26 protein-coding genes are annotated in these 24,387 nt (G+C 57.8%); 16 read left to right on the top strand and 10 right to left on the bottom strand.

Going from position 1 to position 24,387, the window contains the following annotated elements; genetic code table 11:
• The first annotated feature begins 117 nt into the window (after nt 1-117).
• Both HUW52_RS07860 and HUW52_RS07855 read left to right on the top strand, forming a co-directional pair.
• Nucleotides 118-2,067, top strand: coding sequence for an LTA synthase family protein (locus HUW52_RS07860; protein ID WP_175553333.1), 1,950 nt, complete (start codon nt 118-120; stop codon nt 2,065-2,067).
• A 54-nt stretch (nt 2,068-2,121) separates the two neighbouring features.
• Nucleotides 2,122-2,865, top strand: coding sequence for a phosphatase PAP2 family protein (locus HUW52_RS07855; RefSeq protein WP_016986671.1), 744 nt, complete (start codon nt 2,122-2,124; stop codon nt 2,863-2,865).
• Between the two features lie 192 nt (nt 2,866-3,057).
• On the opposite strand, the gene groL is transcribed toward HUW52_RS07855, so the two are convergent.
• From groL to HUW52_RS07835, 4 genes are all read right to left on the bottom strand, one after another.
• Nucleotides 3,058-4,704: a chaperonin GroEL gene (gene groL / locus HUW52_RS07850; RefSeq protein WP_175553332.1), complete on the bottom strand. Its 1,647-nt coding sequence runs from the start codon at nt 4,702-4,704 to the stop codon at nt 3,058-3,060.
• 50 nt (nt 4,705-4,754) lie between these two features.
• A complete protein-coding gene (locus HUW52_RS07845; protein ID WP_007916610.1) occupies nt 4,755-5,048 on the bottom strand; it encodes a co-chaperone GroES in 294 nt (97 codons plus the stop codon).
• 248 nt (nt 5,049-5,296) lie between these two features.
• A complete protein-coding gene (locus HUW52_RS07840) occupies nt 5,297-5,773 on the bottom strand; it encodes an FxsA family protein (RefSeq protein ID WP_016986669.1) in 477 nt (158 codons plus the stop codon).
• Nucleotides 5,774-5,838: 65 nt separating this feature from the next.
• Complete coding sequence (locus HUW52_RS07835; protein WP_016986668.1) at nt 5,839-6,570, bottom strand: HugZ family protein; 732 nt, start codon at nt 6,568-6,570, stop codon at nt 5,839-5,841.
• Nucleotides 6,571-6,733: 163 nt separating this feature from the next.
• Here HUW52_RS07835 and HUW52_RS07830 point away from each other — a divergent pair, with 163 nt between their 5' ends.
• Nucleotides 6,734-7,492: an SDR family oxidoreductase gene (locus HUW52_RS07830; protein WP_053123391.1), complete on the top strand. Its 759-nt coding sequence runs from the start codon at nt 6,734-6,736 to the stop codon at nt 7,490-7,492.
• A 131-nt stretch (nt 7,493-7,623) separates the two neighbouring features.
• Here HUW52_RS07830 and apbC read toward each other — a convergent pair whose 3' ends face one another.
• The gene (apbC, locus tag HUW52_RS07825) at nt 7,624-8,718 is read right to left on the bottom strand and encodes an iron-sulfur cluster carrier protein ApbC (protein ID WP_016986666.1); all 1,095 of its coding nucleotides are present in this window, start codon (nt 8,716-8,718) and stop codon (nt 7,624-7,626) included.
• 155 nt (nt 8,719-8,873) lie between these two features.
• Between apbC and metG the strand changes: the two genes are divergently transcribed.
• The 8 genes from metG (at nt 8,874) to HUW52_RS07785 (ending at nt 15,879) form a co-directional block, all read left to right on the top strand.
• A complete protein-coding gene (metG, locus tag HUW52_RS07820) occupies nt 8,874-10,925 on the top strand; it encodes a methionine--tRNA ligase (protein WP_175553331.1) in 2,052 nt (683 codons plus the stop codon).
• A 114-nt stretch (nt 10,926-11,039) separates the two neighbouring features.
• Nucleotides 11,040-11,609, top strand: coding sequence for an Rnf-Nqr domain containing protein (locus tag HUW52_RS07815; protein WP_175553330.1), 570 nt, complete (start codon nt 11,040-11,042; stop codon nt 11,607-11,609).
• Nucleotides 11,606-12,814, top strand: coding sequence for an electron transport complex subunit RsxB (gene rsxB / locus HUW52_RS07810; protein WP_175553329.1), 1,209 nt, complete (start codon nt 11,606-11,608; stop codon nt 12,812-12,814). Before HUW52_RS07815 ends, rsxB begins: the two co-directional genes overlap by 4 nt.
• Entirely contained in the window at nt 12,801-13,784 is a 984-nt protein-coding gene (locus HUW52_RS07805; protein ID WP_175553328.1) for an RnfABCDGE type electron transport complex subunit D, read from the top strand. The genes rsxB and HUW52_RS07805 overlap by 14 nt, the downstream gene beginning before the upstream one ends.
• Entirely contained in the window at nt 13,781-14,386 is a 606-nt protein-coding gene (locus HUW52_RS07800) for an RnfABCDGE type electron transport complex subunit G (RefSeq protein WP_175553327.1), read from the top strand. The genes HUW52_RS07805 and HUW52_RS07800 overlap by 4 nt, the downstream gene beginning before the upstream one ends.
• A complete protein-coding gene (locus tag HUW52_RS07795) occupies nt 14,383-14,964 on the top strand; it encodes an Rnf-Nqr domain containing protein (protein ID WP_175553326.1) in 582 nt (193 codons plus the stop codon). The genes HUW52_RS07800 and HUW52_RS07795 overlap by 4 nt, the downstream gene beginning before the upstream one ends.
• Entirely contained in the window at nt 14,961-15,599 is a 639-nt protein-coding gene (gene nth / locus HUW52_RS07790) for an endonuclease III (RefSeq protein WP_016986660.1), read from the top strand. Before HUW52_RS07795 ends, nth begins: the two co-directional genes overlap by 4 nt.
• A gap of 106 nt (nt 15,600-15,705) precedes the next feature.
• Nucleotides 15,706-15,879, top strand: coding sequence for a PA3496 family putative envelope integrity protein (locus HUW52_RS07785; RefSeq protein ID WP_175553325.1), 174 nt, complete (start codon nt 15,706-15,708; stop codon nt 15,877-15,879).
• Nucleotides 15,880-15,968: 89 nt separating this feature from the next.
• Here the strand turns inward: HUW52_RS07785 and HUW52_RS07780 are convergent, their stop codons facing one another.
• Nucleotides 15,969-16,595, bottom strand: coding sequence for a response regulator transcription factor (locus HUW52_RS07780; RefSeq protein WP_016986658.1), 627 nt, complete (start codon nt 16,593-16,595; stop codon nt 15,969-15,971).
• Nucleotides 16,596-17,005: 410 nt separating this feature from the next.
• On the opposite strand from HUW52_RS07780, the gene HUW52_RS07775 reads away from it, so the two are divergent.
• Complete coding sequence (locus HUW52_RS07775) at nt 17,006-17,752, top strand: hypothetical protein (protein WP_371929240.1); 747 nt, start codon at nt 17,006-17,008, stop codon at nt 17,750-17,752.
• 132 nt (nt 17,753-17,884) lie between these two features.
• On the opposite strand, the gene HUW52_RS07770 is transcribed toward HUW52_RS07775, so the two are convergent.
• Complete coding sequence (locus HUW52_RS07770; RefSeq protein WP_016986656.1) at nt 17,885-19,102, bottom strand: argininosuccinate synthase; 1,218 nt, start codon at nt 19,100-19,102, stop codon at nt 17,885-17,887.
• A 129-nt stretch (nt 19,103-19,231) separates the two neighbouring features.
• Nucleotides 19,232-20,143, bottom strand: a complete 912-nt coding sequence (locus HUW52_RS07765; protein WP_175553324.1) for an OmpA family protein — start codon at nt 20,141-20,143, stop codon at nt 19,232-19,234.
• Between the two features lie 160 nt (nt 20,144-20,303).
• On the opposite strand from HUW52_RS07765, the gene pyrC reads away from it, so the two are divergent.
• On the top strand, nt 20,304-21,350 hold the full coding sequence (gene pyrC, locus HUW52_RS07760) for a dihydroorotase (protein ID WP_175553323.1): 1,047 nt from the start codon (nt 20,304-20,306) through the stop codon (nt 21,348-21,350).
• Nucleotides 21,347-22,024, top strand: coding sequence for a ribonuclease T (rnt, locus tag HUW52_RS07755; protein WP_016986654.1), 678 nt, complete (start codon nt 21,347-21,349; stop codon nt 22,022-22,024). The genes pyrC and rnt overlap by 4 nt, the downstream gene beginning before the upstream one ends.
• A 78-nt stretch (nt 22,025-22,102) precedes the next feature.
• On the opposite strand, the gene HUW52_RS07750 is transcribed toward rnt, so the two are convergent.
• On the bottom strand, nt 22,103-22,705 hold the full coding sequence (locus HUW52_RS07750) for a peroxiredoxin (RefSeq protein WP_003227723.1): 603 nt from the start codon (nt 22,703-22,705) through the stop codon (nt 22,103-22,105).
• A 314-nt stretch (nt 22,706-23,019) separates the two neighbouring features.
• Between HUW52_RS07750 and HUW52_RS07745 the strand changes: the two genes are divergently transcribed.
• On the top strand, nt 23,020-23,238 hold the full coding sequence (locus HUW52_RS07745; protein WP_003227725.1) for a bacterioferritin-associated ferredoxin: 219 nt from the start codon (nt 23,020-23,022) through the stop codon (nt 23,236-23,238).
• 201 nt (nt 23,239-23,439) lie between these two features.
• Nucleotides 23,440-23,913: a bacterioferritin gene (gene bfr / locus HUW52_RS07740; protein WP_016986653.1), complete on the top strand. Its 474-nt coding sequence runs from the start codon at nt 23,440-23,442 to the stop codon at nt 23,911-23,913.
• Nucleotides 23,914-24,045: 132 nt separating this feature from the next.
• Here bfr and grxD read toward each other — a convergent pair whose 3' ends face one another.
• Nucleotides 24,046-24,387 carry a Grx4 family monothiol glutaredoxin gene (grxD, locus tag HUW52_RS07735; protein ID WP_016986652.1) on the bottom strand — a complete coding sequence of 114 codons (342 nt, stop codon included), beginning with the start codon at nt 24,385-24,387 and terminating at the stop codon, nt 24,046-24,048.

Genomic DNA, 24,387 nt, shown 5'->3' with positions numbered 1-24,387 from the left:
GTAAATCAACTCTCTCAGGCAAATTCAAAGCTTAACGAGTTTTTCACTATTGGTTCACAACCTGACTACAGTGACAACGCGAGACTCTCGCGCCATTAGATATAAGGAATGTAGACAATGGACTTTTTCAAGACGGCGCCCATGCGCCTTCTGCTGTTGGTCACTGGCGTCTGGCTGGTGCTGTTCTTCCTGACCCGAACCGTCCTGCTGCTGACTCACCTTGATGAGGCCGGCGGCATTGCGCTTTCCGTGTTCGGCATCGGTCTGTTGTATGACCTGGGTTTCCTCGCCTATGCCGCGCTGCCGATGGGCCTGTACCTGCTGCTCTGCCCGCCAGCGCTGTGGCGTCGCCGTGGCCATCGCTGGTTTCTGCAAGGGCTGCTGACCGTCAGCCTGTTCGCCATGCTGTTCGTCTCGGTGGCCGAGTGGCTGTTCTGGGACGAGTTCGGTGTGCGCTTCAACTTCATCGCCGTCGACTATCTGGTGTATTCCGACGAAGTGCTGAACAACGTGCTGGAGTCGTATCCGATCGCTACGCTGTTGAGCATTCTGGCGCTGCTGGCCATTGCTATCAGTTTTGCCCTGCGCAAGCCATTCAACTCTGCGCTGGACGCTCCGCTGCCGCCGTTACGTGGACGTCTGCTCAATGCATTGGCGTTGCTGGTGGTCGCCGGCCTGAGCCTGCAACTGCTCAGTCAGGATGCGCCACGTGCGCAGGGCGGCAACGCCTATCAGAACGAACTGGCGAGCAATGGCCCGTATCAGTTCTTCGCCGCGTTCCGGAACAACGAACTGGACTACACGCAGTTTTACGGCAGCCTGGCGCCGGAAAAAGTCGCCCAGCAGATTCGTGCCGAACTGAATGAACCCAACGCGCAGTTCATCGGCAAGGACCCGCAGGACATCCGCCGGATGATCGACAACCCCGGCACCCCACGCAAACCGAACATCGTGCTGGTAACCATCGAAAGCCTCAGCGCCAAGTACCTGGGCAGCAATGGCGACGAGCGTAACCTGACACCGAATCTGGATGCCTTGCGCAAACAGAGCCTGTACTTCAACAACTTCTACGCCACCGGTACCCGTACCGACCGCGGCCTGGAAGCCATCACCCTGGCCATTCCACCGACCCCGGGCCGTTCGATCGTCAAACGCATCGGTCGTGAAAGCGGTTTCGCCAGCCTCGGTCAGCAACTCAGCGCGGTGGGCTACGACAGCGTGTTTGTCTATGGCGGGCGCGGCTACTTCGACAACATGAACGCGTTTTTCAGTGGCAATGGTTACCGCGTGGTCGATCAGAGCAGCGTTGACGAAGCCGAGATTCATTTCAAGAACGCTTGGGGCATGGCCGACGAGGACCTGTACAAACAGACCCTGAAACTGGCCGATGCCGACTATGCCAAGCAGCAACCGTTTCTGTTGCAGTTGATGACCACCTCCAACCATCGCCCCTACACCTATCCGGACGACCGGATCGACATCAAATCCGGTAACGGTCGTGATGGCGCGGTGAAATACACCGACTACGCGATTGGCCAGTTCCTTGAGCAGGCGCGGCAGAAACCGTGGTTCGACAACACGATCTTCATCTTCGTCGCCGACCACACAGCCGGTAGCGCCGGTAAAGAAGACTTGCCGATCGCCAACTATCAAATCCCACTGTTTATCTATGCGCCGAAACTGGTCGAGCCGCGTGAAAGTGGCCAACTGGCCAGCCAGATCGATCTTGCGCCGACGCTGCTGGGCCTGTTGAACATGGATTACCAATCGACGTTCTTCGGTCGCAACCTGTTGCAGGATAACCCGCTGCCACCACGTGTGGTGGTCGGCAACTACCAGCATCTGGGCCTGTTCGACGGCAAGGATCTGGCGATCCTCAGCCCGCGTCAGGGCTTGCGTCGGCATGACGATGCGCTGACCGAGAGCCGCGAATCCCGAGCGACCAGTGATGATCCACTGATCACCCGCGCGATCACTTATTACCAAACCGCCAGTTATGGCTTCAAGCAACAGCTGCTTGCCTGGAAAGCACCCAAGGAGGGTGCTCCACAAGTCAGCGAACGTTAATCGAAGCGCCCCGGGCTGATGCCCCGGGGCGTTTTCTTTTATTCAGGAACCAACATGTCATCAACTGTTGTACGCCCCACTCCTCGCCCGATGAATCTATGGCTGTATCTGGGCATTCCCGTCGTTGCAGCGCTCACGCTGGTCCTGCTGGAAATGACTGATCTGGACATGGTGCTGGCGCGGTTGTTCTATGACCCGGTGGCCGGCGACTTCATTGGCCGCCACAGTTTTTTCCTTGAAGACATCCTGCACGATCGCGCCAAACAGGTGGTGATCGGCTTCTCGGTGTTTGCGGTACTGGGCTTTATCGGCTCATTTTTTATCGCAAGACTGAAGCCATTCAAGCGTGAACTGGGCTGCCTGGTGCTGTCGCTGGGCCTGGCGACCTCATTCGTCACCCCGATGAAAGCCGTGACGGCTGTGCAGTGCCCTTGGAGCCTGGAGCAATTCGGTGGACATGAAACCTACAGCAAACTGATGGAACATCGCCCAGAAACCAACAAGCCCGGTCGCTGCTGGCCCGGGGGGCATGCGGCAACGGGGTTCACCTTGTTTGCGTTGTTCTTTGTCCTGCGTGATCGCCGTCCGCGTCTGGCTCGTCAGGCGTTTATCTTTGCCTTTGCATTGGGTTCGGTGTTTTCGATCAGCCGGATGATGCAAGGCGCGCACTTCTTCTCGCACAACGTATGGACGGCGATTTTCTGCTGGCTGATTTGTCTGGGCTCGTATTACTGGGTGCTGTATCGCCCGGCGGTGAAAACCGAGGCCGTGGTCAAGGCACAACCCATCAGCGCCTGAATATAGATCCCATTGTGGGAGCGAGCCTGCTCGCGAATGCGGTGTGTCATTCAACATTAATGCTGGCTGATCCGTCCCCTTCGCGAGCAGGCTCGCTCCCACAGGGGTTTGGGGGTGACGCTGATATTTGGGCAATAAAAAACCCCGCTGACTTTCGCCAGCGGGGTTTTGCGTTACAGGGACAAGGCTGGCTTACATCATGCCGCCCATGCCACCCATGCCGCCCATGTCTGGCATACCGCCGCCAGCGCCGCCGTCTTTCTTCGGCGCGTCAGCTACAGCTGCTTCGGTGGTCAGGATCAGACCGCCGATCGACGATGCCGCTTGCAGAGCGGAACGAGTCACCTTGGTTGGGTCCAGGATGCCCATTTCGATCATGTCGCCGTATTCGCCAGTCGCAGCGTTGTAACCGAAGTTACCTTTGCCGTTCTTGACTTCGTTGACCACAACGCTTGGCTCGTCGCCGCTGTTGGCAGCGATCTGACGCAGCGGCGCTTCAACAGCGCGACGCAGAACTGCGATACCGACGTCCTGATCAGCGTTGTCGCCTTTCAGGTCAACCAGGGTTTGCAGAGCGCGAATCAGCGCAACGCCACCGCCAGGTACCACGCCTTCTTCAACGGCTGCGCGAGTTGCGTGCAGGGCGTCTTCAACGCGGGCTTTCTTCTCTTTCATTTCTACTTCGGAACCAGCGCCAACCTTGATCACTGCAACGCCGCCGGACAGCTTGGCCAGACGCTCTTGCAGTTTTTCACGGTCGTAGTCGGACGAAGTCTCGGCAACCTGAGCACGGATCTGAGTGATGCGCGCCTGGATGTCGGATTCTGCACCGGCACCGTCAACGATGATGGTGTTTTCCTTGGAGATGGTCACACGCTTGGCGCTGCCCAGGTTTTCCAGGGTAGCGGCTTCCAGGCTCAGGCCGATCTCTTCGGAGATAACGGTACCGCCGGTCAGAACAGCGATGTCCTGCAGCATGGCCTTGCGACGGTCGCCGAAGCCTGGTGCCTTGACGGCTGCGACTTTAACGATGCCACGCATGTTGTTCACGACCAGAGTCGCCAGGGCTTCGCCTTCAACGTCTTCGGAAACGATCAGCAGTGGACGGCCGGCTTTGGCAACGGCTTCCAGCACTGGCAGCATTTCGCGGATGTTCGAGATCTTTTTGTCGACCAGCAGGATCAGCGGGCTGTCCAGCTCGGCAACCATGGTCTCTGGCTTGTTGACGAAGTACGGAGACAGGTAGCCACGGTCGAACTGCATGCCTTCAACAACCGACAGTTCGTTTTCCAGGCCAGTGCCTTCTTCAACGGTGATCACGCCTTCTTTGCCGACTTTTTCCATGGCTTCGGCAATGATGTCGCCGATGGAGTTGTCGGAGTTGGCCGAGATGGTGCCGACCTGAGCGATGGCCTTGGTGTCAGCGCATGGCTTGGACAGGTTCTTCAGCTCTTTGACGATAGCGATGGTCGCTTTGTCGATACCGCGCTTCAGGTCCATCGGGTTCATGCCGGCAGCGACGGCTTTCAGGCCTTCGTTGACGATCGACTGAGCCAGAACGGTAGCGGTAGTAGTACCGTCACCAGCGTCATCGTTGGCACGGGAGGCAACGTCTTTGACCAGCTGCGCGCCCATGTTTTCGAAACGGTCTTCGAGTTCGATTTCTTTGGCGACGGAAACGCCGTCCTTGGTGATGGTCGGAGCGCCGAAGCTCTTCTCGATGATCACGTTACGGCCTTTCGGGCCCAGGGTCGCTTTTACTGCGTCAGCCAGGACGTTGACGCCCTTGAGCATTTTTTTACGGGCGGAATCGCCAAACAGAACTTCTTTAGCAGCCATGATCGATATTCCTTAAATACTTTGTAGTAGCGGGAAAATGAACGGGGGAATCAGCCTTCGATAACAGCGAGGATTTCGTTCTCGCTCATTACCAGCAGGTCTTCGCCGTCGACTTTCACAGTGTTGCTGCCGGAGTAAGGACCGAACACAACCTTGTCGCCTTCTTTAACGGACAGTGCGCGCACTTCGCCGTTTTCCAGAGCTTTGCCCGGGCCTACAGCGAGAATCACACCGTGGTTGGCTTTTTCAGCAGCCGAACCTGGCAGGACGATACCGCCAGCGGTTTTCTTTTCTTCTTCGCTGCGACGGATTACGACGCGGTCATGCAGAGGACGAAGCTTCATTGTCGATCTCTCCTAATTGTGGTTTTCATCGGCCGGTGTAGTCCCGGCGGGTTTAACAAATCCGGCCTGCGCCGGTTGCGGATCGTCAAGCGAGCCGCGGAAGTCTGACTGGCTCAAATGCCAGAAACCTTTCGGTGACCGATACATAAGGGCGCATAAGCTTATTACAAGGGCGCGGGCAGAAAATTTTTCACTTCAGCACCCCGAAAATGAACACGGCACCCGAAGGTGCCGTGCAGACAGTGCAGTTACTTGGTGTCGCGGTGTTCGAACTCGCCTTCGATCACATCACCCTCGCGGCCCAGAGGCTGACGCGGCGCAGGACCGCCACGGGGTTGCAGGTCATCGGCGAACGCACGCTGGCGCATGGCCTGTTCTTCGGCGCGCTGGCGCATTTTGTTCGCCAGCAGTCGACGACTGAACGGCAGCAGCATGACCAGACCGACCACGTCGCTGATAAAGCCCGGCAGAATCAGCAGGCCACCGGCCAGAGCCAGCATCAGCCCTTCGAGCATGGTTTGCGCGGGCAATTCGCCGCGGTTCAGGCTTTCACGGGCACGCAGTGCCGTGGCCAGACCGGCGACGCGCAGCACGAACACGCCGAACATCGAGCCGAGAATGATCAGCAGCAGGGCCGGGAAAAACCCGATGGAACCTGCCACTTTGACGAATACGAACAGCTCCAGCACTGGAAACAGCAGAAAGAGCAACAGAAAAGGGCGCATCAAAGTTTCCTCAACGCAAGAAATGCCTTGCAGTAAGCCTTAGATGACGTCGCCCTTTCGTGAATTCAAGCGTCGACCACTGCATTTTTTGGCCAGACCTGTGCGTGAGCCAATGAAACCAAGGCTTCGCGCACTTGTGTCGGCGTATGACAAGGGGCTTGAAACGGCAACCAGTACAGCGCCTGACCGATGCGCAGGTGCATGCCCTCAGTATCGATCCCGGCCAGTTGCGCAGGTACGTTTTTCGGCAGACCGGCCAGGTCGACGTAGTGCGCGATGGCTTTGGCGTGGTCACTGTTCATGTGCTCGACCATGCTGATTTCAGCCTTGCCGGCGAACGGGTTGGCCAGGGTCAGTTGATCGACCCAGTGGATCGCGCCGAAACCGCCGATGTAGCGGTGACGCACCGGGGTCAGCACCCAGAAATCGAAATCGTGGGCCTTGTGGTAGTTCTGCGAATCCGGGAAATACCGGTAGTAGCGCTCGGCGGCAGCTTCGATCGCAGCGGCGTCTTCAAGCTTTTGCGCTTCGGCCAGATAGGTCAGGCGACCAACGGCTTGCACATCATCGGCCTCGCGCTCACCGACGAGCAGCGAGCATTTCGGGTCTTTTTGCAGGTTGTGGGTATGCTGGGCGATGCGGCTGATCAGGATCAGCGGCCGGCCCTGCTCGTCGAGGCAGTACGGCACCACGGAGCCAAAGGGAAAACCGGGCATCGATTTGGAGTGGGTCGACAGCACTCCGCGGTATTCCTTGAGAAGCAATTCTCGGGCATTCTTCGCCACTTCAACGCTCAATTTATGACTCCTTAAATAGAATCCGTCGAAAAAACGGACAGGCGCCGGGGATCAAGTCCCGGTCAGCCGGCGGGCAATTCTCATGTGCAAACCAGCCACGGCCGGTGCAGATCGGGAGTCGCTGAAAACAAAAACTACTCAGACCTGCTATCGGGGCATGCGAATGCAACTCAACGACAAAGTAATCATTATCACTGGCGGTTGCCAGGGTTTGGGCCGCTCGATGGCCGAGTATTTCGCCGGCAAAGGCGCGAAGCTCGCGCTGGTCGACCTCAATCAGGAAAAACTCGACGACGCGGTCGCGGCTTGCAAGGCCAAAGGCGTCGAGGCGCGCAGCTATCTGTGCAACGTGGCCAATGAAGAGCAGGTCGAGCACATGGTCGCTCAGGTCGCCGCTGACTTTGGCGCGATCCACGGCCTGATCAACAACGCCGGGATCTTGCGCGATGGCCTGCTGCTCAAGGTCAAGGACGGCGAAATGACCAAGATGAGCCTGGCACAGTGGCAGGCGGTGATCGACGTCAACCTGACCGGCGTGTTCCTCTGCACCCGTGAAGTGGCGGCGAAAATGGTCGAGCTGAAGAACAGCGGCGCGATCATCAACATCTCGTCGATCTCGCGGGCCGGCAACGTTGGCCAGACCAACTATTCGGCGGCCAAGGCCGGTGTTGCTGCAGCGACGGTGACCTGGGCCAAAGAGCTGGCGCGTTATGGCATTCGTGTGGCGGGGATTGCGCCGGGCTTCATCGAAACCGAGATGACCCTGGGCATGAAGCCCGAAGCGCTGGAGAAAATGACCTCGGGAATTCCGCTCAAGCGCATGGGCAAGCCGGAAGAGATCGCCCATTCGGCGGCGTATATTTTCGAAAACGACTATTACACCGGGCGGATTCTGGAGATGGATGGCGGGTTGCGTATCTAACTGCCACCGCAAAACAACTGTAGGAGTGAGCCTGCTCGCGATAGCGGATTAACATTCAACAAATGAGTTGAATGATCGACCGTTATCGCGAGCAGGCTCACTCCTACAGGGTTATCGGTATTGCTGATTGATCAATCGTCGCTGATGGTGATGTTAGGCATCGCCGGGGTAGCGGCTTCCTGCAACACGATCCGTGCGCCGACGTGACGGGCCAGTTCCTGATAGACCATGGCAATCTGGCTGTCCGGCTCGGCGATCACGGTCGGTTTGCCGCCATCGGCCTGCTCGCGGATCAGCATCGACAGCGGCAGCGAAGCCAGCAGTTCCACACCGTACTGGGTCGCCAGTTTCTCACCGCCGCCCTCACCGAACAGATGCTCGGCATGCCCGCAGTTCGAGCAGATGTGCACGGCCATGTTTTCCACCACGCCCAGCACCGGAATGTTGACCTTGCGGAACATTTCCACGCCTTTGCGTGCGTCGAGCAAGGCCAGATCCTGTGGCGTGGTGACGATCACCGCACCGGCCACCGGGACTTTTTGCGCCAGGGTCAGCTGGATATCGCCAGTGCCTGGCGGCATGTCGATCACCAGATAATCCAGATCACCCCATGCGGTTTGCGTGACCAGTTGCAGCAGTGCGCCGGAGACCATCGGCCCGCGCCAGACCATCGGCGTGTTGTCGTCGGTCAGGAACGCCATCGACATGACCTCCACGCCGTGAGCCTTGAGCGGCACGAACCACTTCTGGTCCTTGACCTCAGGGCGGGTGCGCTCGGGGATGCCGAACATGATGCCCTGGCTCGGGCCGTAGATATCGGCGTCGAGAATGCCGACCTTGGCGCCTTCACGGGCCAGGGCCAGCGCGAGGTTGGCGGCGGTGGTCGACTTGCCCACACCGCCCTTGCCCGAGGCCACGGCGACCACGTTCTTGACGTTGGCCAACCCCGGAATCTGCGCCTGGGCTTTGTGCGCGGCGATAACTGTATTGATCTCTACTTTCGCGGCCGCGACACCGTCGAGGTTCTCGATGGCCAACTGCAGCATTTGCGCCCAGCCGCTCTTGAACAGACCGGCGGCGTATCCGATTTCCAACTGCACGTTGACGCGGTCACCGACGATCTCGATGTTCTTCACGCAACCGGCGCTGACCGGATCCTGGTTCAGGTAAGGGTCGGTGTATTGGCTGAGGACGGCTTCCACCGCTGCGCGAGTGACGGCACTCATGGGCAACTCCGATAACAAGACTGGGAAAAGATGGCGGCTATCCTACCCCTTCTATCCTCCGGACGGCATGCCCGGCAACGATTTGCAGGGGTGAAATATCTTGCCCGGCGCTTTATAGTGGCCGACCTCCGTTTCATCAAGTAGCGAAGCCCCACATGTCCGAACCACGCAAGATCCTCGTCACCAGCGCCCTGCCCTACGCCAACGGTTCGATTCACCTTGGCCATATGCTGGAATATATCCAGACCGATATGTGGGTGCGCTTCCAGAAGCATCGCGGCAATCAATGCATTTATGTCTGCGCCGACGACGCCCACGGTTCGGCGATCATGCTGCGCGCGGAAAAGGAAGGCATCACCCCGGAACAACTGATCGCCAATGTGCAGGCTGAACACAGCGCCGACTTTGCCGAGTTCCTCGTTGATTTCGACAACTTCCACTCCACTCACGCCGAAGAAAACCGTGAGCTGTCGAGCCAGATCTACCTCAAGCTGCGTGACGCCGGGCACATCGCTCAACGCTCGATCACCCAGTATTTCGACCCGGAAAAGAAAATGTTCCTGGCCGACCGCTTCATCAAGGGCACCTGCCCGAAATGTGGCACTGAAGACCAGTACGGCGACAACTGCGAAAAATGCGGTGCGACCTACGCCCCGACTGATCTGAAGGATCCGAAGTCGGCGATCTCTGGCGCCACCCCGGTGCTCAAGGATTCCCAGCACTTCTTCTTCAAACTGCCGGACTTCCAGCAAATGCTGCAAGCCTGGACCCGTAGCGGCACCCTGCAGGACGCGGTCGCCAACAAGATCGCCGAATGGCTGGATGCCGGCCTGCAGCAGTGGGACATCTCCCGCGATGCGCCGTACTTCGGTTTCGAGATTCCGGGCGAGCCGGGCAAGTATTTCTACGTGTGGCTGGATGCGCCGATCGGCTACATGGCCAGCTTCAAGAACCTTTGCGATCGCACGCCGGAGCTGGACTTCGACGCGTTCTGGGGCAAGGACTCCACCGCCGAGCTGTACCACTTCATCGGCAAGGACATCGTCAACTTCCACGCGCTGTTCTGGCCAGCGATGCTCGAAGGCGCGGGCTACCGCAAGCCGACCGGCATCAACGTACATGGCTACCTGACCGTCAACGGCCAGAAGATGTCCAAGTCGCGCGGCACCTTTATCAAGGCGCGTACGTATCTGGATCACCTGTCGCCGGAATACCTGCGCTACTACTACGCGGCCAAACTCGGTCGTGGCGTTGATGACCTCGACCTGAACCTCGAAGACTTCGTGCAGAAGGTCAACTCCGACCTGGTCGGCAAAGTGGTCAACATCGCCAGCCGTTGCGCCGGTTTCATTCAAAAAGGCAACGCCGGCCTGCTGGTCGACACCAATGCCGCGCCAGAGCTGACCGAGGCGTTCATCGCCGCCGCGCCAAGCATTGCCGACGCCTATGAAGCCCGCGACTTCGCCCGCGCCATGCGTGAAACCATGGCCCTCGCCGACCGCGCCAACGCCTGGATCGCCGACAAGGCGCCATGGTCGTTGAACAAGCAGGAAGGCAAGCAGGATGAAGTCCAGGCGATCTGCGCCACCGCCATCAACCTGTTCCGCCAACTGGTGATCTTCCTCAAACCGGTGCTGCCGCTGCTGGCCGCCGATGCCGAGGCGTTCCTCAACGTCGCCCCGCTGACCTGGAACGACCACACCACGCTGCTGGCCAACCACCAGTTGAACGAATTCAAGCCGTTGATGACCCGCATCGACCCGGTAAAAGTGCAAGCCATGAGCGACGCCTCGAAAGAAGACCTCACCGCCAGCCAGACCGACACCGGTGCCGCTGCTCCGGCCGGCAATGGCGAACTGGCCAAGGATCCGCTGTCGCCGGAAATCGACTTCGACGCCTTTGCCGCAATCGACCTGCGCGTCGCGCTGATCGTCAAGGCCGAACATGTCGAAGGTGCTGACAAGCTGCTGCGCCTGACACTGGATATCGGTGACGAGCAACGCAACGTGTTCTCGGGCATCAAGAGCGCCTACCCGGATCCGTCCAAGCTCGACGGTCGCCTGACCATGATGATCGCCAACCTCAAGCCACGGAAAATGAAGTTTGGTATCTCCGAAGGCATGGTGATGGCGGCCGGTCCTGGAGGTGAAGAAATCTACCTGTTGAGCCCGGACAGCGGCGCCAAGCCGGGTCAGCGCATCAAGTAACAGCTGGCGGTCAATTGATCCCACAGGCGTGCCCGGCATGCCTGTGGGATTTTTCATATCTGGCCGGATAATGCCTAACCTTATGAGACACCCACCCGTTTCACCGGCAGAACCATGACCGAACTCGTGCTAACGCTTGTCAGTGCTGCGCTGCTCAACAACTTCGTGTTGCACTGGCCGCTGGGCGTCGATCCGCTGTTGGCGGGCAGTCGTCGACAGGTGCATGCGCTGGGGCTGGCGACGTTGTGCCTGATGCTGGTTGTCGGTGTGGCTGGTTATGCGATCTGGCATTGGCTGTTGGTGCCGTTGCAAATTGAGGCGCTGCGCCTGTTTGTGTTTCTGCCGTTGAGCGTCTTGCTGATTGCGCCGCTGCTGAAACTGTTGACACGCTGGCTGCCGGGTCTGCCGTTCGACGGTCTATGGCCATTGTTGCTGGGCAACGCCGGTGTGCTCGGGCTGGCACTGATCAACGCGCAAAACGATCGGGGCCTGCTCCACGCGACCGCTTTGAGCCTCGGTGCCGGGTTGGGTTTCTGGTTGGTACTGAGCCTGTTCCTGGATTTGCGTGAACGTACGGCCGACAACGATATTCCCCTGCCCTTCCGTGGCTTGCCGGTCGATTTGATCAGCGCCGGACTGATTGCAGTGATTTTTCTCGGATTCAGTGGACTGATCAAAACATGAGTCTGATTCAACGCATCGATGCCCTTCTGCCGCAGACCCAGTGCGGCAAATGCGGCCATCCCGGATGCAAGCCGTATGCGCAGGGCATCGTCGCAGGCGAGCCGATCAACAAGTGCCCGCCGGGCGGTGACGAAACCATCGCCGCCCTGGCTGAACTGTTGAAAGTGCCGGTGCTGGAACTGGACATCAGTCGCGGCGTAGCGCCGCCGCAAGTGGCGTTCATCCGCGAAGCCGAATGCATCGGCTGCACCAAGTGCATTCAGGCCTGCCCGATCGACGCAATTGTCGGCGCGGCGAAACTGATGCACACGGTGATCATTGACGAGTGCACCGGTTGCGACCTGTGTGTTGCGCCGTGCCCGGTGGACTGCATTGAAATGCACCCGCTGCCGCTCGGCACATTGCCGGTGGTGGGAGGTCTGGCCTTCAATCTCGACGAGCAACGCGCTCGCGCCGTTAAACGTGATCACGCACGTCAACGCTTTGAGCGACGCAATGACCGTCTTCAACGCGAAGAACAACAGAAACAGGCTGAGCGTGAAACCCGAGCGAAACGGGCGGCGCAACCTGAAGTGACTGCAAGCAATCCGGTGCAGGCTGCGCTCGAGCGGGTGCGTGCACAGAAAGCGGCGACTGCGGATGCGGCGCTGAAGAAAGCCAAGATCGATGTGGCCATGAGCCGTGCGCAACTGCACAAATCGCTGAAGGCCTTCGGCCATCCGCCGACCTTCGAGCAGCAGGCGCAATTAATCGTGTTGCAGCAGCAATTCGAAGCGGCCGAGCGGGCTTTGGCGGCCGTTGAAAGCAGCGCTCCGCCAGCACCCACAGTGCCTGCCCCTGCCAAAGACGCCGATCTGAAACGGGCGAAGATCCAGTTGGCCATGCGCCGCGCCGAACTGAAAAAAGCCCAAACCGCCGAAGCGGCGCCGGAGCAGATCGCCGCGCTGGAACGAGCATTAAGCGATGCCGAGCAGGCCCTGCACGCCGCCGAAGCAACAAGCGATCAGCCGTTGCCTGACCTGGTGCGTGTCGAAAAACGTCCGATCGACAGCCAGCTTCGCCAGTTGAAAACCGAATTGGCCTACGCCCGCGCGGACCTCAACAAACTTGAACGTCGCGCCGACACGCCCACAGAAATGCTCGACAAGGCCCGCGCCCGCCTGCAAGACGCCGAGCGCCAGGTGCAAGATCATGTCGCCCCTTGAGGCGCCGGACGATCGCCTGCAACAGGCGATGAAGCTGGTACTGCTGGCGACGTTGCCGGGGCTGCTGGCGCTGTTCTGGTTTTACGGTTGGGGCTTGTTGATCAATCTGATCCTGTCCGCCAGTACTGCGTTGGTGGTCGAGGCCGGTATCACCCGCCTGCGCCGGCAACCGTTGCGGCCCACCCTGAGCGACGGCAGCGCGCTGGTCAGTGCAACGCTGCTTGCCGCAGCCTTGCCGCCATATTGCCCTTGGTGGCTGACAGTGGTCGCGATCGCTTCGGGCCTGCTGTTTGGCAAACACCTGTACGGCGGCGTAGGCAAAAATCCGTTCAACCCGGCCATGCTCGGTTTTGCCCTGGCGATCGTGATGTTCTCGCAGCCGATGACGCAATGGCCTGCCCACGGAATGAATCTGCTCGACGCCGTCCAGCAGGTATTCAACCCACGGCAGGCCCCGGATGCCTGGGTGCAGGCCACGGCGCTGGACACCCTGCGCATCAACAAAAGCCTGACCATCGATGAACTCTTCGCCGCCAACCCGGCCTTCGGCCAATTCGGCGGACATGGCGTGGAATGGGCGAATCTGGCGTTTCTGGTTGGCGGGCTGTTTTTGCTGCAACGGCGAGTGTTCGGCTGGCACGCGCCGGTCGGTATGCTCGCCAGCCTGTTGGTGGTCAGTCTGCTGTGCTGGAATGGCTCAGGCTCCGACTCTCACGGCTCGCCAGTGTTTCACCTGCTGAGCGGCGCAACCATGCTCGGCGCATTTTTCATCATCACTGAACCAGTGTCCGGCGCCAGAAGCGCGCTCGCCCGGCTGCTTTTCGGTGTTGGCGTCGGTTTGCTGACTTATCTGATTCGTACGTGGGGTGGTTACCCGGACGGTGTTGCGTTTGCGGTATTGCTGATGAATCTCTGCGTACCGGCACTGGAACGTTTTGCCGTGAGCCGGCAAGCACGGACGACGCCATGAACCGATTGACGAGTACACTCACCCTGCTGCTGCTGACCATTGTCGGCACCGGTACGACGTATCTGGTACAACGCAGCAATGCCCCGCAGATTGCCGCCGAGCAACGCCTGATCGACAGCGACAAACTGCTCGATGTGCTCGCAATCAATAGTTACGACAATCAACCGCTGGAGCAGCCGCTGGCATTGGCGGATATTGCCTTGCCCCATAGCACGCTGACCGGTGGCTATCGCGCGACCCAGGCTGGGCAACCGGTAGCTGTGTTGCTGCGTAGCCAGTCCCAAGGTTATGCGGGTACTGTCGAGTTACTGATCGCCATTGATGCCCAGGGAAGACTGCTGGGTGTAAAGCCCCTCAAGCAAAATGAAACACCAGCGCTCGGCGGACATCTGGGTGACTGGCCGAATGCCTGGCTTGGGGCATTCACCGGCAAATCCAGTAATGAGCCGACGGATACCGGTTGGGCTCTGAAAAAGGATCAAGGCCAATTCGATCAGATAGCCGGGGCGACGATTACGTCCCGCGCGGCGATCAACGCGATCCATGACGCGTTGCGCTACTTCGATGCCCATCGAACGGCGTTGCTGGGGAGCGAACCATGAAGCGGATGGCAAACCTGTCGCACTCATTGACGCTGGTAATCCTGCTGGGCACAACCAGCTCACTGGCGGGTGCGCTGGTAGCCGCTTTGATGTTCATCACTGTGGCCGGTGCATATGGCTTTTGCATGGCACCGTTGCGAGGGCACGCCTCGAGGGCAAGTACATTGCTGGCGAGTTTGTTGCTCGCGGCCACGTTGACCAGTTGTGCAGAGATCTTCGTGCAACGCTGGTTCTTGCCATGGCACCAGGCGTTTGGTCTATACGCTGGCCTGATCGGGCTGCAGTGCATGGTGCTGGAGCACCATGGATTTTTCCGCCAGACGCTGACCGAGCGCCTCAGACTCGGCGCCGGATTTGGCGTTTTGATGCTGATACTTGCCGGGCTACGAGAACTCGCGGGCCGGGGAACACTCGGGCAAGGCCTGTTTGAACACTGGCAAGGTCTGGTCTTTTTCAGTGACGGACTGCATTTGGCAGCCCTGGTTCCCGGCGCTTTGATTTTGTTGGGGCTGCTGCTCGCAGCTCGTCAGGCGTGGACCGGTTCGAACTCTATTTTCAAGGAAACGCATCGCCCATGAATGCCGCAAAACGTCTTGAGATTTTTCGTCGACTGCACGAGGACAACCCCGAGCCGAAAACCGAACTGGCCTATACCTCGCCTTTCGAACTGCTGATTGCGGTGATTCTTTCAGCGCAATCGACCGACGTCGGTGTCAACAAAGCGACAGCGAAGCTGTTTCCGGTCGCCAACACGCCTTCAGCGATCCATGCGCTGGGCGTCGAAGGGCTGTCCGAGTACATCAAGACCATCGGCCTCTACAACAGCAAGGCCAAGAACGTCATCGAGACCTGCCGCTTGCTGGTCGAACGTCACGGCGGTGCAGTGCCACAAACGCGTGAAGAGCTTGAGGCCTTGCCTGGCGTCGGTCGCAAAACTGCCAATGTGGTACTCAATACAGCCTTTCGCCAGTTGACCATGGCCGTCGACACGCACATCTTCCGCGTCAGCAACCGGACCGGCATCGCTCCCGGCAAGAACGTGGTCGAAGTGGAAAACAAGCTGATGAAGTTTGTACCCAGACAATTTCTGCTCGATTCTCATCACTGGCTGATTCTCCATGGGCGCTATGTGTGCCTGGCCCGCAAGCCGCGATGCGGTAGCTGCCGAATTGAAGACCTGTGCGAGTACAAACACAAAACATCGGACGATTGACCGGCTATTGGAATTATTGAATGGTCGATTGAAAAAATCTTTTTTACCCGCCGCGGGAATGTCGATATAAGGAGCGCCAAAGGCAGTCTTAGTGTGGGAGTGATTTATGAGTACTGACAAAGAAGAACTGGAGCTGGATGACGACACCACGGAGGCAGATGACGCCGAACCGGCGGTTGAAGTTGCCAAGACCAATCTGAGCAAGCGCCGCACTATCGACAACCTGCTTGAGGAGCGCCGACTGCTAAAGCAGTTGGCCGATTACGATTTTGATCTATGAACCTTGAAAGCCTCCCGAACCGGAGGCTTTTTACTTTCTGCGACTCACTGAATTCGATCGGCCCATGACCCCGTCAGCGACTGAAAGATTCAGACGAGCCCATTGCGCTGAGCCAACTCGATCAGATCTACCAAAGAGCGCGCATTGAGTTTCAGCAACAAGCGGGTCTTGTAAGTGCTCACGGTCTTGTTGCTCAGGAACATGCCATCGGCGATTTCCTTGTTCGTCTTGCCCCGCGCCAACTGCTGCAACACCATCATTTCGCGACCGGAAAGGCGATCCACCATATCGGCTTCACTGGCGTTGCCCAAACTGGTCCGCACTGTGTGGAGTGCCTGATTGGGAAAGTAACTGTATCCGGATAAAACCGCCTTGATCGCACTCAACAACTCGGTGAGATCCTGCTGTTTACAGACATAACCCGCCGCCCCTGATTGCATGCAGCGCATCGAAAAGTGCCCTGGGGCCTGGGAAGTCAATACCAGGACTTTAATAGGCATGGTTGTCGACGTCAGGCGCGCAATAACCTCAAGCCCATCAAGTTTCGGTATTCCAATATCCAGAATGACTATATCCGGCATTTGATCACGAGCAAGTTGTAGTGCATCTACACCATTATCAGTTTCTGCAATGACTTCGTAGCCATGACGTTCCATCAGCATACGTACCGCGAGACGAATGACGGGGTGGTCATCCACGATCAGCACTTTATTCATGGGCAAGTCCAGTTTCGCTGTTCGAGTTTTTAGAACACGCACAATAGCCCAGTCACTTGCTCCTTAGTATGCCAAGCCTTTCATGGACTCGCATCGAAGGACATCCCCTACAATGATTGAGGATAATTCCTACAAAAAATCACTGTCCTCCTAAAAATCCGACGACATACCGCTTTAGATACTGCGCAGCCTGTGCGTTGCTGCTTTGTAACTGCGTGCGCCTGCAAAGACCGAAAAGCCTACCAAAGCCCATCGCAACCGCATGACAAGCGTACGGACCGGATCAATACTCGCCCCACTAGTCCATAAACACTGAAACAAGATATTTACTTCCAGACAAATACTTTTTGCTATAAATACAAACTCCAATCAACCACTTTACTAACAACCAAACAAAACGACCCTATCAAATGAGAAAACCAAAACAGAAGAACAAGACCATGTTAAGGATAAAAAACAAGATCAATAATCCAATGACAGTCATCGCAATATTCGCTGGACTCTCCGAGGCCTCGGCCGCTATTTCTTTACCATTCCTCAACAATGAGGACCGGGCCGTATACGTGTGGTTTTTGATCAGCTTTCCGTTTTACTTGTTATTTCTTTTTTTTATAACTCTCAACTTCAACTACCGTTCCCTCTATTCGCCTTCCGACTTCGGTAAAGACGAGAGTTTTTTAAAAGCAATGGACAGCAATGATCATGACAACAAACGAAACACGTTAGCGCAAGAACCAGGCACACTCGATACGTTTGAAATATCAAGCTACATCGTGCCCTGCGAGAACGCGACTGCACTGTGCAAGGATTCGTGCAAAATCCATAACGCCCCCGATCCTCCGCCGCGCGTCGGTACTAACCAAAACCTTACTGTTCAACACAATATTCGCTTACCCGCATGCATCAGTAATCTTCATATTGTTGATGCTCGCAATATTGGGGCGTCGAGAGAGTTCGCCACGATTCTGGAAAAAATCCGAAACTCCGACAAAAACACCGATCGGGTCATCGTATTTCTTTCCAATCATGTGTCGGACGCTTCACTGACTAAAAATGCACTTCTGCAGATCAAACACGCAAAGAAAGGTACGAGCACAACGCTTTGCATCGTTTACAACCTGTGCTCACAAACGGTGATGCTGCTGGGTCGAAATTGAACGGTCTGTCCTTGCCGCACATGCAGCCAGGCACTGGCATCACTCGACAACAAACTGACAAAGAATTAAAAAAAGGGCGGCCTTGTCTCGAAGACAAGGCCGCCCTTTCATTGCGCGTCAGTCTGAAAAATCTCAGAACAGCTTGCGGCCCTTGTTGGCAGCAATGCGCATGCGCAGCGCGTTGAGCTTGATGAAGCCCGCCGCGTCGGCCTGGTTGTAAGCTCCGCCGTCTTCTTCGAAGGTCGCGATGTTGGCATCGAACAGCGAATCGTCGGACTTGCGGCCAGTGACGATGACGTTGCCTTTGTACAGCTTCAGGCGCACAACGCCGTTCACGTTGACCTGCGAAGCGTCGATCATCTGTTGCAGCATCAGACGCTCAGGGCTCCACCAGTAACCGGTGTAGATCAGGCTGGCGTACTTCGGCATCAGCTCGTCTTTGAGGTGAGCGACTTCGCGGTCCAGGGTGATCGACTCGATGGCGCGGTGCGCGCGCAGCATGATGGTGCCGCCCGGGGTTTCGTAGCAACCACGGGACTTCATGCCGACGTAACGGTTTTCAACGATATCGAGACGGCCGATACCGTGAGCACCACCGATCTTGTTCAGCGTCGCCAGCACGGTGGCCGGGGTCATTTCGACGCCGTCCAGTGCAACGATGTCGCCGTTGCGGTAGGTCAGTTCCAGGTACTGTGGTTTGTCAGGAGCGTTCTCCGGGGAGACGGTCCATTTCCACATATCTTCTTCGTGCTCGGTCCAGGTGTCTTCCAGCACGCCGCCTTCATAGGAGATGTGCAGCAGGTTGGCGTCCATCGAGTACGGGGACTTCTTCTTGCCGTGACGCTCGATCGGGATCGCGTGCTTCTCGGCGTAGTCCATCAGCTTCTCGCGGGACAGCAGGTCCCACTCACGCCAAGGCGCGATCACTTTTACGCCTGGCTTGAGCGCGTAGGCACCCAGTTCGAAACGCACCTGGTCGTTGCCCTTGCCGGTGGCGCCATGGGAAATGGCGTCAGCGCCGGTTTCGTTGGCGATTTCAATCAGACGTTTGGCGATCAGCGGACGTGCGATGGAAGTACCCAGCAGGTACTCGCCCTCGTAAACGGTGTTGGCGCGGAACATCGGGTACACGAAATCACGCACGAACTCTTCGCGCAGATCGTCGATGTAGATTTCTTTGACGCCCATGGCCTGAGCCTTGGCGCGGGCCGGCTCGACCTCTTCGCCTTGACCGAGATCAGCGGTGAAAGTCACCACTTCACAGTTATAAGTATCCTGCAGCCACTTGAGGATCACCGAAGTGTCCAGGCCGCCGGAATACGCCAGAACGACCTTGTTTACGTCCGCCATGCCATCACTCCACGGGGTTCTACGGAAAGCCGAGGAGTCTACCGCTCAAACGCGATAATTTACAGAGGCGCGACAGCTTAAGACGACAAAGCGACAGAATCTGTCGAGAGCGCGACGATGACCGGCGGGTCAGGAAGTCGCTGCAGTGCTGGCTGGCGTGCTCGCTTGAGGCGCAGGTGCTGGGCTGACCGGCGCCACGCGCGCCAGTTTGACATTGACCCTACGGTTCTTCGCACGATTGGCCGCATTGGTGTTTGGCACGATCGGATATTGCTCACCATGGAAACGCACGGTGATCTGCGATTCCTGAATGCCATTGGCCTTGAAGAAGTCGACCACTGCCAGCGCCCTGCGCCGCGACAGTTCACGGTTGGTCAGGCGATTACCGCTGTTGTCGGAATGGCCATCGAGTTCGATGTGATTGACCGTCGGATCGGCCTTCATGAATTCGAGCATCACTTGCAGCTTGGCCTTGGCGGCGGCGTCCAGATCAACGCCTTCGCCAGGGAAACCGATCTGCGACTGCTTGATCTGGTCAAAATTCTGCGGCAGCAATTTCGCTACACAAGTCTGATAGTCGTTAAACGCCTTGCTGAATTTCACCGGCAATAAACGCACTTCCGACACGCGGCCATCGCCAGACGCGCGACGTACAACCGGGCTGCGACCGTCCAGCAAACCACTGATCAGACCGCCGGCCTGCGACTGTGAGCTGCTGAACAGCACGTTGCCACTGCCGAGCCTCACGGAGCCCAGATTGATGTCACCACGACCCGGCTGCCAAGGTGCAGCCGCCGCGAGCAACGTCGCCGAACCACCGCCAAGCATGGCGTTGTAGGCATTCAGACGGAAGATCGCCTGCTCGCCCGCCTTGCGCACGAACTCGCCCGAGCCGAAATCGGTGATCGGCTGGGTCAGACGACATTCGAACTTGTCGCCGGCGACCGTCCACTCAATGTTCTCCAGACGGGTCTGGTACGTGAGCGCCATCGCCGGAAGGCTGGCAAACACACTGAGCAAGGCTAAATAACGCTGGCGCACGGGAGGCTCCATTGGCTTCTGAAACACAAAGACCGATTCACACTATGTTTACGGCATACCTACGGGATATCGGAAGGTTCCTGCAAAACTTGATAGCGAGTGCCTGCAAGAGTCTTTTCCGGTAGCATTCGCCTCAGTTTGACCCGCCTGGAATCCCCTCATGTCCGACCGCCTGACCCTGCTGCGTCCCGACGACTGGCACATTCATCTTCGCGATGGTGCCGTGTTGACCAATACCGTTGCCGATGTTGCGCGCACGTTTGGCCGCGCCATCATCATGCCCAACCTGGTACCTCCGGTGCGCAACGCCGCTGAAGCCGACGGCTATCGCCAGCGGATTCTCGCTGCTCGCCCGGCCGGCAGTCGCTTTGAGCCGCTGATGGTGCTGTACCTCACCGACCGCACCCAGCCCGAAGAAATTCGTGAGGCCAAGGCCAGCGGTTTTGTGCACGCTGCCAAGCTGTACCCGGCCGGCGCCACGACCAACTCCGATTCCGGGGTGACCAGCATCGACAAGATTCTGCCGGCGATCGAAGCCATGGCCGAAGTCGGCATGCCGCTGCTGATCCACGGTGAAGTCACCCGTGGTGATGTCGACGTGTTCGACCGCGAAAAGATTTTCATCGATGAGCACATGCGCCGCGTGGTGGAGCGCTTCCCGACGCTGAAAGTGGTGTTCGAACACATCACCACCGGCGACGCCGTGCAGTTCGTCAACGAGGCCTCGGCCAACGTAGGCGCGACCATCACCGCGCATCACCTGCTCTACAACCGCAACCACATGCTGGTGGGCGGGATTCGGCCGCACTTCTATTGCCTGCCGATCCTCAAGCGCAATACGCACCAGGAAGCCCTGCTCGACGCCGCCACCAGTGGCAGCGCGAAGTTCTTCCTCGGCACCGATTCGGCACCGCACGCTCAGCACGCCAAGGAAGCCGCTTGCGGTTGCGCCGGCTGCTACACCGCGTACGCCGCCATCGAGATGTACGCCGAAGCCTTCGAACAGCGTAACGCGCTGGACAAGCTCGAAGCCTTCGCCAGCCTCAACGGCCCGCGTTTTTACGGCCTGCCGGCGAACACCGATCGCATCACCCTGGTCCGTGAAGAATGGACCGCCCCGACCAGCCTGCCGTTTGGCGAGCTGACCGTTATCCCGCTGCGCGCCGGTGAAAAACTGCGCTGGCGCCTGCTGGAGGAACACGCGTGAGTGAAGACCATTTCGACGACGAACTGGACGGTCAAAGTGGCGGTGGCGGTTCCCGTCACCCGATGGCAGCACGCTTTCGCGGCTACCTGCCGGTTGTCGTCGACGTAGAAACCGGCGGCTTCAACTCGGCCACCGATGCGTTGCTGGAGATTGCGGCGACCACCATCGCCATGGATGAAAAGGGTTTCGTTTACCCCGATCACACCTACTTCTTCCGCGTTGAGCCCTTCGAAGGCGCCAACGTTGAAGCAGCAGCGCTGGAGTTCACCGGAATCAAACTCGATCACCCGCTGCGCATGGCCGTTAGCGAAGAAACCGCGCTGACCGACATCTTCCGCGGCATCCGCAAGGCACTGAAGGCCAACGGCTGCAAGCGCGCGATTCTGGTCGGTCACAACAGCAGCTTCGACCTCGGCTTCCTCAACGCCGCCGTCGCGCGACTGGACATGAAGCGCAACCCGTTCCACCCGTTCTCCAGCTTCGACACCGCGACACTGGCCGGTCTGGCGTACGGTCAAACCGTACTGGCGAAAGCCTGCCAAGCCGCCGACATCGATTTCGACGGCCGTGAAGCGCACTCCGCGCGTTACGACACCGAGAAAACCGCTGAGCTGTTCTGCGGCATCGTCAATCGCTGGAAGCAGATGGGCGGCTGGGAAGACTTCGACGACTGATTGATCGTCGTCGGGTAAATCCCGCGCATAAAAAAACCGGCCACGTGGGCCGGTTTTTTTGTACCTCGACGTTGCGCCTTACAGGGCAGCAGCGTTCTCGGTCAGGTAAGCCGCAACGCCTTCTGGCGAAGCGTTCATGCCTTTGTCGCCTTTTTTCCAGTTGGCAGGGCAGACTTCGCCGTGCTCTTCGTGGAATTGCAGAGCGTCAACCAGACGGATCAGCTCTTCCATGTTACGGCCCAGCGGCAGGTCGTTGATGATCTGCGAGCGGACAACGCCTTTGTCGTCGATCAGGAACGCGCCACGGAAAGCCACGCCGCCTTCAGACTCAACGTCGTAAGCCTTGGCGATGTCGTGCTTCATGTCGGCAGCCATGGTGTATTTCACCTGGCCGATGCCGCCATTGTTCACTGGAGTGTTGCGCCATGCGTTGTGAGTGAAGTGCGAGTCGATCGACACAGCGATCACTTCAACGTTGCGTGCCTTGAAGTCGGCCATGCGGTTGTCCAGAGCGATCAGCTCGGACGGGCAGACGAAAGTGAAGTCCAGTGGGTAGAAGAACACCAGGCCGTATTTGCCTTTGATGGCCGAGGACAGGGTGAAGCTGTCAACGATCTCGCCATTGCCGAGTACGGCCGGGACGGTGAAGTCAGGGGCTTGTTTGCCTACGAGTACGCTCATTGATATCTCCTGGTGTAAAAACTTGAAGTTCAGGGTCCGCGCCAGCCTGCCACCCTCAGGCGACAGCCCTGTGACACGAACCCCCTTCGCAAGGGCCGACCATCATACACTGCGAATTTGGCCTGTCCTTAACGGTTTTTCAAAGCAGTCGCAGAACGGCGCTGCATTTACGGGGCCAGGCAAATCGCCAGCAAATACCGTTCGTCAGTCATGGCTGATAATCAGCTGAAGCCTTCCGAAAGCACTTTGACAATCATTCTCGTTAACATTAAGATCCATCGCAATTGAGTCACAACCAGCGACGGTTCTCACTTATGTATGTTTGTCTCTGCACTGGCGTCACCGACGGACAGATCCGCGAAGCGATCTATGAAGGTTGCTGCAGCTATAAAGAAGTCCGCCAGGCCACCGGCGTCGCCAGCCAATGCGGCAAATGTGCCTGCCTTGCCAAGGAAGTGGTCCGCGAAACCCTGACCAAGCTGCAAACCGCCCAGGCCGCGATCCCCTATCCGGTAGAATTTACTGCTGCGTAATAACACCCCATTTCAAAGAACCGGACTTATGTCCGGTTTTTTTATGCCTGTAAATCAATTGCTTAGGCTCCAGACGCGGAACACAAACATTCTTATTCCGATTAATTTTCATATATTATTCAATAACTTAGGTTTGACACTTATAAGTGCGAAGCTCAAACTCTGGCGTATATACAGCGAATACAGGGCAGGACTCCGATCATGAAAGGCGACATTACAGTCATCCAGCATCTCAACAAGATCCTTGCCAATGAGCTGGTCGCGATCAATCAGTACTTCCTGCATGCGCGCATGTATGAAGATTGGGGTCTGAACAAGCTCGGCAAGCACGAATACAAAGAATCCATCGACGAGATGAAGCACGCGGACAAGCTGATCAAGCGCATCCTGTTCCTCGAAGGCCTGCCGAACGTGCAGGATCTGGGCAAGCTGCACATTGGCGAGCACACCCAGGAAATGCTGGAGTGCGACCTGCGTATCGAGAAGACCGGCCACGCTGACCTGAAGACCGCGATCGCGCATTGCGAAACCGTTGGCGACTTCGGCAGCCGTGAACTGCTCGAAGACATTCTCGAATCCGAAGAAGAACACATCGACTGGCTGGAAACCCAACTGGGCCTGATCGATAAAGTCGGTCTTGAGAACTATCTGCAATCACAGATGGGCGAAGAGTAAGTTAGCGCCCGCTGAACTCGAGACACTAAAAAGCCCCGCCCTCTTTCGAGGCGCGGGGCTTTTTATTGCCCGGATTTCAGTCACTGCTGAAACCCATGTGGGAGCGAGCAAGCTCTCTCCCACAAAAGCGGATCAGGCTTCGGACTTGTTCGTCGCTGCTGCTTCAACAGCTGCCTTGATGGTGCTTTGCAGCGAACCGTCTGCAGCCATCTCGGTCATGATGTCGCTACCGCCGACCAGCTCACCGCCGACCCACAGTTGCGGGAAGGTCGGCCAGTTGGCGTACTTCGGCAGGTTGGCGCGGATTTCCGGGTTCTGCAGGATGTCCACGTACGCAAACTTTTCGCCACAAGCCATCACAGCCTGCGCAGCTTTCGCGGAGAAGCCACACTGTGGGGCATTCGGCGAACCTTTCATGTAAAGCAGAATGGTGTTGTTGGCAATCTGCTCTTTAATCGTTTCGATGATATCCAT

This window comes from Pseudomonas sp. 43A, from assembly GCF_013363935.1.
In the GTDB taxonomy this organism is placed as follows: domain Bacteria; phylum Pseudomonadota; class Gammaproteobacteria; order Pseudomonadales; family Pseudomonadaceae; genus Aquipseudomonas; species Aquipseudomonas crudilactis.
The sequence above is the reverse complement of the archived record's forward strand: the minus strand, read 5'-3'. Positions and strand labels throughout refer to the sequence as shown.